Here is an 11,936-nt window from a genome sequence, read left to right as displayed (position 1 = left end):
ATGAGTTTGTTACTGGCCATTCTTCAGGCGCTGGTCCTGTTCGCCGCTGCGCCGCTGCTGTCGGGCATCACGCGCGTGGCACGCGCCCGAATGCATAACCGTCGCGGGCCCGGGGTGCTCCAGGAGTATCGCGATCTCTTCAAACTGCTTTCTCGTCAGAGCGTGGCTCCGGATGCCGCAGGCTGGGTCTTCCGCCTGACGCCGTTCGTGATGGTGGGCGTGATGCTGACCATCGCCACCGCGCTGCCGGTGGTCACGGTGGCGTCGCCGCTGCCCGTGCTTGGCGATCTGATTACGCTTATCTACCTCTTCGCCATCGCCCGCTTCTTCTTTGCGATTGCGGGCCTGGACACCGGGAGCCCATTTACCGGCATCGGTGCCAGCCGCGAGGCGATGCTGGGCGTGCTGGTTGAGCCGATCCTGCTGCTGGGGCTGTGGGTCGCCGCGCAGGTCGCGGGTTCAACCCATATCAGTTTTATCACCGATACCGTTTATCACTGGCCTGTGGCGCGCTCGATCCCGCTGGTGCTGGCGCTCTGCGCCTGCGCGTTCGCCACCTTTATCGAGATGGGCAAACTGCCGTTCGATCTGGCGGAAGCCGAGCAGGAGCTGCAGGAAGGGCCGCTTACCGAGTACAGCGGCTACGGCTTTGCGGTGCTGAAGTGGGGCATCAGCCTCAAACAGCTGGTGGTACTGCAGATGTTTGTCGGCGTCTTCTTCCCGTGGGGGCAGATGCCGCACTTCTCCTCAGGCGGTCTGGTGCTGGCCGTGTTGGTTGCCGCCCTTAAGCTGCTGGTCGGCGTGCTGGTAATTGCCCTGTTTGAAAACAGCATGGCGCGTCTGCGCTTTGTGGAAACGTCACGCATCACCTGGGCCGGTTTTGGTTTTGCATTTTTAGCGTTCGTCTCCTTGCTGGTGGCGTGATTAAAGAGAGTTTTTATGTCTGAAGAAAAGAAAGGTCAGCAGTATCTCGCCGCGTTGCATCAGGCTTTCCCCGGCGTGGTGCTGGAGGAGTCCTGGCAAACCAAAGACCAGATAACCGTCACCATTAAGGTGAACTACCTGCCGGAAGTGGTGGAGTTCCTCTATTACCAGCAGGGCGGCTGGCTGTCGGTGCTGTTCGGTAACGACGAGCGCCAGCTGTGCGGCAACTATGCGGTGTACTACGTGATGTCGATGGAGCAGGGCGAAAAGTGCTGGCTCACCGTGCGCGTCGAAGTTGACCCAAATAAGCCGGAATATCCGTCCGTCACGCCGCGCGTGCCTGCCGCCGTCTGGGGCGAACGCGAGGTGCGCGACATGTACGGCCTGGTGCCGGTCGGCCTGCCGGACGAGCGCCGCCTGGTGCTGCCGGACGACTGGCCGGATGAACTCTACCCGCTGCGCAAAGACAGCATGGACTACCGCCAGCGCCCGGCGCCGACCACCGACAGCGAAACCTACGAGTTCATCAACGAGCTGGGCAGCAAGAAAAACAACGTGGTGCCGATTGGCCCGCTGCACGTCACCTCCGACGAACCGGGCCACTTCCGCCTGTTCGTCGACGGTGAGAATATCATCGACGCCGACTACCGCCTGTTCTACGTCCATCGCGGCATGGAAAAGCTGGCGGAAACCCGAATGGGCTACAACGAAGTGACGTTCCTCTCTGACCGCGTGTGCGGCATCTGCGGCTTCGCCCACAGCACCGCCTACACCACCTCGGTGGAAAACGGCATGGGGATCGTGGTGCCCGAACGCGCGCAGATGATCCGCGCCATTCTGCTGGAGGTTGAGCGCCTGCACTCGCACCTGCTGAACCTTGGCCTGGCCTGCCACTTCGTCGGTTTTGACTCCGGGTTTATGCAGTTCTTCCGCGTGCGCGAGGCGTCGATGAAGATGGCGGAGATCCTCACCGGGGCGCGTAAAACCTACGGTCTGAACCTGATTGGCGGGATCCGCCGCGACCTGCTGAAGGACGACATGATCCAGACCCGCCTGCTGGCGCAGCAGATGCGCCGCGACGTGCAGGAGCTGGTGGACATGCTGCTCAGCACGCCAAACATCGAGCAGCGCACCGTCGGCATCGGCCGCCTTGACCCGGAAATCGCCCGCGACTTCAGCAACGTCGGCCCGATGGTGCGTGCCAGCGGCCACGCCCGCGATACCCGCGCCGATCACCCGTTTGTCGGCTACGGCCTGCTGCCGATGACCGTGCACAGCGAGCAGGGCTGCGACGTCATCTCCCGCCTGAAGGTGCGCATCAACGAGGTGTTCACCGCGCTGAATATGATCGACTTCGGCCTCGATAACCTACCGGGCGGCCCGCTGATGGTGGAGGGCTTTACCTACATCCCGAACCGCTTTGCCCTCGGCTTTGCCGAAGCGCCGCGCGGGGACGACATTCACTGGAGCATGACCGGCGACAACCAGAAGCTCTACCGCTGGCGCTGCCGCGCGGCCACCTACGCCAACTGGCCAACCCTGCGCTACATGCTGCGCGGCAATACGGTCTCCGATGCGCCGCTGATCATCGGCAGCCTCGACCCGTGCTACTCCTGCACCGACCGCATGACCGTCGTGGACGTGCGCAAGAAGAAAAGCCAGGTGGTGCCGTACAAAGAGCTTGAGCGCTACAGCATTGAGCGTAAAAACTCGCCGCTGAAATAAGGACTCGCCATGTTTACCTTTATCAAAAAAGTGATCAAAACCGGCACGCAGACCAGCAGCTATCCGCTGGAGCCGATGCCGGTGGATAAAAACTTTCGCGGCAAGCCGGAGCACAATCCGCAGCAGTGCATCGGCTGCGCGGCCTGCGTCAACGCCTGCCCGTCGAATGCCCTGACGGTGGAAACGGATCTCAAAACCGGCGAGTTGGCCTGGCAGTTTAACCTCGGGCGCTGCATCTTCTGCGGCCGCTGCGAGGAGGTCTGCCCGACGGTGGCCATTCGCCTGTCTCAGGAGTTCGAGCTGGCGGTGTGGAAGAAAGAAGACTTCCTGCAGCAGTCGCGCTTTGCGCTGTGCAACTGCCGCGTCTGTAGACGCCCGTTCGCCGTGCAGAAAGAGATCGACTACGCCATCGCGCTGTTGCAGCACAACGGCGATGCCCGCGCGGAGCATCACCGTGAAAGCTTTGAAACCTGCCCGGAGTGCAAGCGTCAGAAGTGCCTGCTGCCGTCCGACCGCATTGATATCACCCGCCATATGAGAGAGGCCAGCTGATGGACAATTTACTCGGCCCGCGCGACGCAAACGGCATTCCGGTGCCGATGACGGTGGACGAATCCATCGCCAGCATGAAGGCGTCGCTGCTGAAAAAAATCAAACGCTCGGCCTACGTCTACCGCGTGGACTGCGGCGGCTGCAACGGCTGCGAGATTGAGATCTTCGCCACCCTGTCACCGCTGTTTGACGCCGAGCGCTTCGGCATCAAAGTGGTGCCGTCCCCGCGACATGCGGACATCCTGCTGTTTACCGGGGCCGTCACCCGCGCCATGCGCTCCCCCGCGCTGCGCGCCTGGCAGTCTGCGCCGGACCCGAAAATCTGCATCTCGTACGGGGCCTGCGGCAACAGCGGCGGCATCTTCCACGACCTTTACTGCGTCTGGGGCGGCACCGACAAAATCGTGCCGGTGGACGTCTACATTCCCGGCTGCCCGCCAACGCCCGCCGCGACGCTGTACGGCTTTGCCATGGCGCTCGGCCTGCTGGAGCAAAAAATCCACGCCCGCGAGCCGGGCGAGCTGGACAACCAACCTGCGGCCATCCTGCACCCGGACATGGTGCAGCCGCTGCGGGTGAAAGTGGACCGCACGGCGCGCAGGCTGGCTGGCTACCGTTACGGGCGTCAGATTGCCGATGATTATCTGCGCCTTCTGAGCCAGGGCGACCATCAGGTGGCGCGCTGGCTGGAGGCGGAAAACGATCCGCGTCTCAATGAGATCGTGGCGAACCTGAACAGCATTGTGGATGAGGCGCGTATCCGATGAGTGAAACGGTGGTGTTCAGCCAGCTGAGCCGTAAGTTTATTGATGAGAACGATGCCACCCCGGATGCGGCGCAGCAGGTGGTCTATTACAGCCTGGCGATTGGGCACCACCTCGGGGTGATCGACTGCCTGGAGGCGGCGTTAAGCTGCCCGTGGCCCGAGTACCTGGCGTGGATCGCCACGCTGGAGGAGGGCAGCACGGCGCGGCGCAAAATGGAGGGCGTGCCGAAGTACGGCGAGATCGTTATCGACGCCAATCACATAGCGATGCTCGCCAACGCCTTTGACGCGGCGCTGAGCAGGCAAACCCCCGAGCAGCAGGCGTGGAGCAAAACGCTGCTCGGCATGCTGCACGATATTCATCAGGAGAGCGCCATCTACCTGATGGTGAGGAGATTACGTGACTGACGTTTTACTGTGCGTGGGCAACAGCATGATGGGCGACGACGGCGCGGGTCCGCTGCTGGCAGAGATGTGCGCCGCGAACCCGCAGGGCGGCTGGGTGGTTATCGACGGCGGCAGCGCGCCGGAAAACGACGTGGTCGCCATTCGCGAGCTGCACCCGGAGAGACTGCTGATTGTCGATGCCACCGATATGGGGCTTAACCCCGGCGAGATCCGTCTGATTGACCCGGACGACATCGCCGAGATGTTTATGATGACGACGCACAATATGCCGCTGAACTACCTGGTCGATCAGATTAAAGACGACGTGGGCGAGGTGCTGTTTTTGGGCATTCAGCCGGACATCGTCGGGTTTTATTACCCGATGACGCCGCCGGTGAAAGAGGCGGTGGACGTGGTCTATTCACGGCTTGCCGGGTGGGTTGGGGACGGGGATTTCTCCCGGCTCTGAGCAGTGCCGGGTGGCGGCTTCGCCTTACCCGGCCTACCAAACCCATCTCCCTCTCCCTGTGGGAGAGGGCTGGGGTGAGGGCAACAGGCTACTCCAGATCCGCCCCGTTACTCGCAATCACCTTCTTATACCATCCGAACGATTTCTTGCGCTTGCGGTCCAGCGTGCCGTTTCCGGCGTCGTCGCGGTCAACGTAGACAAACCCGTAGCGCTTGCTCATCTCGCCCGTTGAGGCGGCCACCAGGTCGATGCAGCCCCAGGTGGTGTAGCCCATCAGCGGCACGCCGTCCTCAATCGCGTCGCCCATCGCGCGGATATGCTCGCGCAGGTAGCTGATGCGGTAGTCGTCGTTAATCTCGCCATTCGCATCGATCTCGTCCTTCGCTCCGAGTCCGTTTTCCACCAGGAACAGCGGCTTCTGGTAGCGGTCGTACATCATGTTCATGGTGATGCGCAGGCCGAGCGGGTCAATGCCCCAGCCCCATTCGCTCACCTGAATATGCGGGTTACGCAGGGACTTCACGATGTTCGCCGCGCTGGTATTGCCCGCGTTCATGTCCGCCGACGCGCAGCGCGAGGCGTAATAGCTGAACGAAACAAAATCAACGGTGTTTTTTAGCAGGTCGTCGTCGCCCGGGTCTTTCACAATTACCACGCCTTTTTCGCGGAACACGCGGGCGGAGTAGGCCGGGTAGCTGCCGCGCGCCTGCACGTCGATAAAGAACAGGTTCTCGCGGTCTTTCTCCAGCGCCATCCACACATCTTCTGGCTTGCAGGAGTACGGGTAGAAATTGCCGCCCGCCAGCATGCAGCCGACCTGGTTTTCCGGGTTCACCTCGTGGGCGATTTTGGTCGCCAGCGCGCTCGCCACCAGTTCGTGGTGCGCGGCCTGGTACTTCACCTGGTCCTCGTTTTCACCTTCCTCAAACACCAGCCCCGCGCCGGAGAACGGGCTGTGCAGCATGATGTTGATTTCGTTGAAGGTCAGCCAGTATTTCACCAGCCCGTTAAATTCTTCAAAGCAGGTGCGGGCGTAGCGGGCGAAGAAATCGACCATCTTGCGGTTGCGCCAGGAGCCGTACTCCGTCACCAGGTGCATCGGCACGTCGAAGTGGCACAAGGTCACCAGCGGCTCAATGTTGTACTTTTTGCACTCCTCGAATACCGCGCGGTAGAAGGCAATACCCTCTTTGTTCGGCAGGGGCTCGTCGCCGTTCGGGTAGAGGCGGCTCCAGGCAATCGAGGTGCGGAACACCGTAAAGCCCATCTCCGCCATCAGGGCGATGTCCTCTTTATAGCGATGGTAAAAATCAATCGCCTCGTGGCTCGGGTAGAACTCGTCATCACGCAGCGAGAAACGCTTTTCCTTACCGACCTTCACCGCCAGGCGATTCGCGCCGTGCGGGATCATATCGACCGTGGTTAGCCCTTTGCCGCCTTCACGGTAAGCACCTTCACTCTGGTTGGCGGCAAGCGCGCCGCCCCATAAAAATCCTTGTGGAAAAACAGACATTCTTACCTCGCTTTCAATTTATGCTTCTGCTGCTTTGTTCTGAACCGGTGCGGTCTGCAGGGCGCGCGCTTTTTCAGCCTCGTCTTCGACCGGGATATCCTCAAAGCCGAGTATCAGAGTCAGAACAAACGACAGCACCACTGCCAGCCCCATCACGCCAAACACCCATACGATGGTCATCGGGTTGGCCGGGTCGAAGAACTGCACGCTGGTGAACAGCCCCGGTGCCGCCATCGAATGGCTGGCAAGACCAGCCATGCCCGCCACCGCGCCGCAGATAAAGCCGCTGATCAGGCTCGCAATCAGCGGACGTTTCAGACGCACCGCCACGCCGTACAGCGCCGGTTCAGAGATCCCCGCCATGATGGCGGAGGCCGCCGCCGCTAGCGCAGTCTGGCGCAGCTCCGGGTTTTTCGTTTTCCACGCCACCGCCAGCGACGAGCCGCCGAGCGACAGGTTGGCGCCGATTTCCGACGGCATCACCATCCCTTCCTTGCCCGTCTCGGCAATGGTCTGAATGATGGTCGGCGTAAACACGCGGTGCATCCCGGTCATCACCAGCAGCGGCCACAACGCGCCCATAATGGCGACGGAGAGCCAGCCCAGATAGCCGTGAATGGTGTAGACCAGTGCAGAGATGGCGCTACCGATCCAGATGCCCAGCGGGCCAATCAACACGATGGCGAGCGGGGCGGCAATCAGCACGATCAGCATCGGCTTGAGGAAGTTTTTGGTGACCGCCGGGGTAATGCGATCCACCCAGCGCTCTATGTATGACAGGCACCAGGTCATGACCAGAGCCGGGATGACGGTGTAGGTGTATTTCACCGCCGTCACCGGGATAAAGGCGAACTCAACGTGCTCGCCCTGCGCGGCTTTCGCCATCAGCTCGATAAAGCTCGGGTGCACCAGCACGCCCGCAATGGCAATCGCCAGCGACATGTTAGTTTTGAACTTCACCGCCGCCGAGGCTGCCACCATCAGCGGCAGGAAGAAGAACGCGCCGTCGCCAATGACCGTCAGGATGGTCAGCGTGGGATCGCCCTTGCCCAGCACGCCGGTCATCTCGAGGATCATTGCCAGCAGCTTGACCATCGAGCCGCCAATGATCGCCGGGATCAGCGGGGACATGGTACCGATCAGCGCGTCGAGGATCCCGGCGCCGATGCGGCGTAATGTCAGTTTCTGCGGGCCTTCAGGTACGGCAGGCTGCAGGCTGCCTGGCAGCAGGCTCACCACTTCGCGGTACGCCTGAGAAACGGTGTTGCCAATAATGACCTGACACTGGTTGTCATTGCGTACCACGCCGAGCACGCCGCTGATGCTTTTCAGGCGCGCGGCATCGGTAAGGCTTTCGTCTTTCAGGACGAAGCGCAGACGCGTCATACAGTGGGTGACGGCGACAATGTTCTCTTTGCCGCCCAGCGCGCTGACAACGTCGTTCGCCAGCGCGGCGTAATTTTTGGCCATCGGATGTGATCCTGTTATCGTTGTGAGAAATGTAGGAAACCGGTTTCACATAATCATCATGAGTTTCTTTGAATGAAACAAGATCTCTTTTTGTACATTTTTCACATTCGTGATGACGATCACCTATCGTCAGTCAAAGCGTGATTTCGCCGCTGCGACAATTTTTTTGCAGTGCAGTACACTGCGCTCATCAGTTTCAAACGGAATAACAACATGACCACGATGCTGGAAGTGGCGAAGCGGGCAGGCGTTTCGAAAGCGACGGTCTCCCGGGTGCTGTCGGGAAATGGCTACGTCAGCCAGGAGACCAAAGACCGGGTGTTTCAGGCCATTGAAGAGAGCGGCTATCGCCCGAATTTGCTGGCGCGCAACCTGGCGACCAGGCGTACCCAGACGCTGGGGCTGGTGGTGACGAACACCCTTTACCACGGCGTCTACTTTAGCGAACTGCTGTTCCACGCCGCGCGCATGACGGAAGAAAAAGGGCGGCAGCTGATCCTCGCGGACGGTAAGCACAGCGCCGACGAGGAGCGCGAGGCAATTCAATATCTGCTCGACATGCGCTGCGACGCGGTGATCATCTACCCGCGTTTCCTGAGCGTCGAGGAGATGGACGAGATCGTCGAAAAGTGCGAGCAGCCGATTATGGTGCTCAACCGACGACTGCGGAAAAACAGCAGCCACAGCGTCTGGTCCGATCATAACGCCTCCTGCCAGGATGCGGTGTCGAAGCTGATTGCGAAAGGCCACCGGGATATTGCGTTTATCACCGGCTCACTCGATTCCCCGACCGGCGTTGAGCGTCTTTCCGGTTACCGGGCAGCACTGATGCAGCACGGCATTCCACTGCGCCAGGAGCTGATTGCGCAGGGGAAATGGAACCCGGCCAGCGGTGCGGCGGCAGTGGCGGAGCTGTTATCCCGGGGCGAACGCTTTACGGCGCTGGTGGCGAGTAATGACGATATGGCGATTGGTGCCATGAAGCAGCTGCACGACAGCGGTGTCGCCACGCCGGACGCGGTGTCGGTGATTGGTTTTGACGATGTGGCCATCGCGCCGTACATGGTGCCGTCGCTCTCCAGCGTGCGCATTCCGGTGACGGAGATGATCAAGGAGACCATCAGCCGCCTGATCTTCATGCTTGACGGCGGTGAGTTCAAATACCAGCAAACCTTCTCCGGTGAGCTTATCCTGCGCGACTCCGTGATCGACGGTCCGCATCGGTGACGTCGACAGCTGTTATCGTCATAAGTGACGATGACAGCACCACGCTCATTTTTAAAATCATTAAAAATCATAGTGTTAATAATTGGCACGGTTTATGAATATCTCCGCGCATAACTGTAATGCTGGAGAAGCAGATGAACCGTTTTATTATGGCCGATGCCAGTAAGTGCATAGGTTGCCGTACCTGTGAAGTGGCGTGCGTGGTTTCCCATCAGGCGGAGCAGGACTGCGCGTCACTGACTCCTGACACGTTCCTGCCGCGCATCCACGTCATTAAAGGCGTGAATATTTCTACCGCCGCCATCTGTCGCCAGTGCGAAGACGCGCCGTGCGCGAACGTCTGTCCGAACGGGGCGATTAAACGCGAGAAAGGCTTTGTGCACGTGATGCAGGAGCGCTGCATTGGCTGCAAAACCTGCGTGGTCGCCTGCCCGTACGGCGCGATGGAGGTGGTTGTCCGTCCGGTCGTGCGCAACAGCGGTCTGGGGCTGAGCGTGCGGGCGGAGAAAGCCGAAGCCAACAAATGTGACCTGTGCTACCACCGCGATTCAGGCCCGGCCTGCATGGAGGCCTGCCCGACGCACGCGCTGGTCTGCGTGGATCGCGACAAGCTTGAGCAGATGAGCGCCGAAAAGCGCCGTCGTGCGGCGTTCGATACGTCAGCATCACTGCTGTTCTGATCCGCCATGAGCAGTAACGGCGTACAGCTGCGCGTGCGCGGCAAGGTGCAGGGCGTGGGGTTTCGGCCCTTCGTCTGGCAGCTTGCGCATCAGCTTCAGCTAACGGGCGATGTCTGCAACGACGGAGAGGGCGTGCTGGTGCGCCTCGCGGGTAATGGGGGGGCCTTTACCGCGAGGCTGCATCAGGACTGCCCACCGCTGGCACGCATTGACCACGTTGAAACGCAGCCGTTCACCTGGACGAACCTGCCGGACGCGTTTGTTATCCGTCACAGTGCGGGCGGCGCGATGGACACCCAGATTGTGCCGGATGCCGCCACCTGTCCGGCGTGTCTGGCTGAAATGCGCGACCCTGGCGAGCGCCGTTATCGCTATCCGTTTATCAACTGCACCCACTGCGGGCCGCGGTTTACCATTATTCGCGCCATGCCCTATGACCGTCCGGCCACGTCGATGGCCGCATTTTCCCTGTGCGCACCCTGTGAGACGGAGTACCGCAATCCTGTCGACCGACGTTTTCACGCCCAGCCGGTGGCGTGCCCGGACTGCGGGCCAGCGCTGGAATGGCGTGCGGGCGACGTTGTTGCCACCCGCGAAGCGGCACTGCGTGCGGCGGTGGCGACGCTCAAGGACGGCGGCATAGTCGCGGTTAAAGGGCTGGGCGGTTTTCACCTCGTCTGCGACGCGCTCAACCCGCAGGCGATACTGACATTGCGGTCACGCAAGCAGCGTCCGTCGAAGCCGCTGGCGGTGATGATCCCGCAGGCGGAAAAGCTGCCTGAGTCGATTCAGACGCTGCTGCGCTCACCCGCTGCACCTGTCGTGCTCACGCCAAAAGCCTGGCTGCCGGTGTTCCCCGAGGCAATCGCGCCGGGTCTGGATAGCGTGGGCATCATGCTTCCCGCAAACCCGCTGCAACATTTGCTGATGATGGACTGCCAGCGCCCGCTGGTGATGACCTCCGGCAACCTCAGCGGCAGGCCGCCTGCCATCAGTAATCAACAGGCGCTGGATGAACTGGGCAACATGGCGGACGGCTTCCTGATGCACAATCGCGATATTCTTCAGCGGATGGACGATTCGGTGATGGATCGGGACGGTGCGATGTTGCGCCGGGCGCGCGGTTTTGTACCAGATGCCATCACGTTGCCTGCGGGTTTCGAGAATATCCCCGCCATGTTATGCACCGGTGCGGAGATGAAAAACACCTTCTGCCTGGTGCGTGGCAACCAGGCGGTGCTGAGCCAGCATTTTGGCGATCTCGGCGACGAGGGTGTCGAAGCGCAGTGGCGCTGCGCGCTCTCGACGATGCAGGACATCTACGCCTTCCAGCCGGAGCGTGTGGTGTGCGACGCCCATCCGGGCTATCACACGCAACAATGGGCGCAAGCGCAGGCGCTGCCGGTCGAAACCGTACTGCACCATCACGCCCACGCGGCGGCGTGCCTGGCGGAAAACGGCTGGCCGCGTGAGGGCGGAGACGTTATCGCCCTCACGCTGGACGGGATCGGCATGGGCGAGAACGGTGCGCTGTGGGGCGGGGAGTGCCTGCGGGTGAACTATCTCGCGTGCGAGCATCTGGGCGGGCTGCCTGCCGTTGCGCTGCCGGGCGGCGATCTGGCGGCGCGGCAGCCGTGGCGCAATTTACTCGCCCACTGTCTGGCATTTGTCCCTGAGTGGCAGCAGTATCCGGAAACGCGCGCGGTGCAGCGCAAGAACTGGCCGCTGCTGGCGACGGCGATCGGGCGCGGCATCAACGCGCCGCAGGCCTCGTCATGTGGTCGCCTGTTTGATGCGGTCGCCTGCGCGCTCGGTATCGACGCGCAGTCCTGGGAGGGGGAAGCCGCCTGCAGGCTGGAAGCGCTGGCCTCGCAGTGCGCGGGTGTCGACCATCCGGTGACGCTATCTGTCGACAACCTCGCGCTTTTCTGGCGGCAGTGGCTAGCCTGGCAGGCTGAGCCCAGCGCGCGCGCCTGGGCGTTTCACGACACGCTGGCAAAAGGGTTGGCAGAACTCGCCGCGTTCCATGCCCGACGCTTATCGTTGTCGACAATCTGCCTCAGCGGCGGCGTGGTGCACAATCGTCTGCTGCGCGCGCGCCTGCGTCATTATCTTTCTGACTTTACGCTTCTTTTTCCTTCGCACCTGCCCGCAGGTGACGGAGCGATCTCCTTCGGGCAGGCGGTGGTCGCCGCCGCCCGGTCATGTTCACAAAGGACTTAA

At 61.4% G+C, this 11,936-nt stretch carries 11 protein-coding genes; 9 read left to right on the top strand and 2 right to left on the bottom strand.

Features of this window, described 5'->3' with window-relative positions; translation table 11 throughout:
• From ACOQH0_RS17860 to hycI, 6 genes are read left to right on the top strand one after another with little or no spacing between them, the layout of a single operon-like run.
• Positions 1-924: a respiratory chain complex I subunit 1 family protein gene (locus ACOQH0_RS17860; RefSeq protein WP_421510920.1), complete on the top strand. Its 924-nt coding sequence runs from the start codon at positions 1-3 to the stop codon at positions 922-924.
• Positions 925-939: 15 nt separating this feature from the next.
• Positions 940-2,649 (top strand): formate hydrogenlyase subunit HycE, encoded by a 1,710-nt coding sequence (hycE, locus tag ACOQH0_RS17855; RefSeq protein ID WP_089601248.1) that lies wholly within the window; start codon positions 940-942, stop codon positions 2,647-2,649.
• A 9-nt stretch (positions 2,650-2,658) separates the two neighbouring features.
• Entirely contained in the window at positions 2,659-3,201 is a 543-nt protein-coding gene (locus ACOQH0_RS17850; protein WP_421510919.1) for a formate hydrogenlyase complex iron-sulfur subunit, read from the top strand.
• Positions 3,201-3,968, top strand: coding sequence for an NADH-quinone oxidoreductase subunit B family protein (locus ACOQH0_RS17845; RefSeq protein ID WP_063622348.1), 768 nt, complete (start codon positions 3,201-3,203; stop codon positions 3,966-3,968). The genes ACOQH0_RS17850 and ACOQH0_RS17845 overlap by 1 nt, the downstream gene beginning before the upstream one ends.
• A complete protein-coding gene (locus tag ACOQH0_RS17840) occupies positions 3,965-4,375 on the top strand; it encodes a formate hydrogenlyase maturation HycH family protein (RefSeq protein WP_032660335.1) in 411 nt (136 codons plus the stop codon). The genes ACOQH0_RS17845 and ACOQH0_RS17840 overlap by 4 nt, the downstream gene beginning before the upstream one ends.
• Positions 4,368-4,823 carry a hydrogenase maturation peptidase HycI gene (gene hycI, locus ACOQH0_RS17835; protein ID WP_421510918.1) on the top strand — a complete coding sequence of 152 codons (456 nt, stop codon included), beginning with the start codon at positions 4,368-4,370 and terminating at the stop codon, positions 4,821-4,823. Before ACOQH0_RS17840 ends, hycI begins: the two co-directional genes overlap by 8 nt.
• Positions 4,824-4,911: 88 nt before the next feature.
• Here hycI and ACOQH0_RS17830 read toward each other — a convergent pair whose 3' ends face one another.
• Together ACOQH0_RS17830 and ascF are read right to left on the bottom strand one after the other, a co-directional pair.
• Positions 4,912-6,336 (bottom strand): 6-phospho-beta-glucosidase, encoded by a 1,425-nt coding sequence (locus tag ACOQH0_RS17830; RefSeq protein ID WP_182401302.1) that lies wholly within the window; start codon positions 6,334-6,336, stop codon positions 4,912-4,914.
• A gap of 18 nt (positions 6,337-6,354) precedes the next feature.
• Entirely contained in the window at positions 6,355-7,806 is a 1,452-nt protein-coding gene (gene ascF / locus ACOQH0_RS17825) for a PTS cellobiose/arbutin/salicin transporter subunit IIBC (protein ID WP_010434458.1), read from the bottom strand.
• Positions 7,807-8,019: 213 nt separating this feature from the next.
• Here ascF and ACOQH0_RS17820 point away from each other — a divergent pair, with 213 nt between their 5' ends.
• The 3 genes from ACOQH0_RS17820 to hypF all read left to right on the top strand — a co-directional run bounded on the left by ACOQH0_RS17820 (position 8,020) and on the right by hypF (position 11,936).
• Positions 8,020-9,033 (top strand): LacI family DNA-binding transcriptional regulator, encoded by a 1,014-nt coding sequence (locus ACOQH0_RS17820; protein WP_010434454.1) that lies wholly within the window; start codon positions 8,020-8,022, stop codon positions 9,031-9,033.
• 134 nt (positions 9,034-9,167) lie between these two features.
• Positions 9,168-9,713 carry an electron transport protein HydN gene (hydN, locus tag ACOQH0_RS17815; RefSeq protein ID WP_100166270.1) on the top strand — a complete coding sequence of 182 codons (546 nt, stop codon included), beginning with the start codon at positions 9,168-9,170 and terminating at the stop codon, positions 9,711-9,713.
• 6 nt (positions 9,714-9,719) lie between these two features.
• Complete coding sequence (hypF, locus tag ACOQH0_RS17810) at positions 9,720-11,936, top strand: carbamoyltransferase HypF (RefSeq protein ID WP_421510917.1); 2,217 nt, start codon at positions 9,720-9,722, stop codon at positions 11,934-11,936.

The sequence above is a fragment of the Enterobacter sp. JS8-1 genome, assembly GCF_049187015.1.
GTDB classification, from domain to species: Bacteria; Pseudomonadota; Gammaproteobacteria; order Enterobacterales; family Enterobacteriaceae; genus Enterobacter; species Enterobacter mori.
This window is presented reverse-complemented; position numbering and strand designations above follow the sequence as displayed.

What these genes read in the sequence shown, in the direction of transcription:
- ACOQH0_RS17820 (WP_010434454.1), top strand. Translation starts at nt 8,020, where the DNA reads ATGACCACGATGCTGGAAGTGGCGAAGCGGGCAGGCGTTTCGAAAGCG.
- hycE (WP_089601248.1), top strand. Translation starts at nt 940, where the DNA reads ATGTCTGAAGAAAAGAAAGGTCAGCAGTATCTCGCCGCGTTGCATCAG.
- ACOQH0_RS17830 (WP_182401302.1), bottom strand. Translation starts at nt 6,336, where the DNA reads ATGTCTGTTTTTCCACAAGGATTTTTATGGGGCGGCGCGCTTGCCGCC.
- ascF (WP_010434458.1), bottom strand. Translation starts at nt 7,806, where the DNA reads ATGGCCAAAAATTACGCCGCGCTGGCGAACGACGTTGTCAGCGCGCTG.
- ACOQH0_RS17840 (WP_032660335.1), top strand. Translation starts at nt 3,965, where the DNA reads ATGAGTGAAACGGTGGTGTTCAGCCAGCTGAGCCGTAAGTTTATTGAT.
- ACOQH0_RS17845 (WP_063622348.1), top strand. Translation starts at nt 3,201, where the DNA reads ATGGACAATTTACTCGGCCCGCGCGACGCAAACGGCATTCCGGTGCCG.
- hypF (WP_421510917.1), top strand. Translation starts at nt 9,720, where the DNA reads ATGAGCAGTAACGGCGTACAGCTGCGCGTGCGCGGCAAGGTGCAGGGC.
- ACOQH0_RS17860 (WP_421510920.1), top strand. Translation starts at nt 1, where the DNA reads ATGAGTTTGTTACTGGCCATTCTTCAGGCGCTGGTCCTGTTCGCCGCT.
- ACOQH0_RS17850 (WP_421510919.1), top strand. Translation starts at nt 2,659, where the DNA reads ATGTTTACCTTTATCAAAAAAGTGATCAAAACCGGCACGCAGACCAGC.
- hydN (WP_100166270.1), top strand. Translation starts at nt 9,168, where the DNA reads ATGAACCGTTTTATTATGGCCGATGCCAGTAAGTGCATAGGTTGCCGT.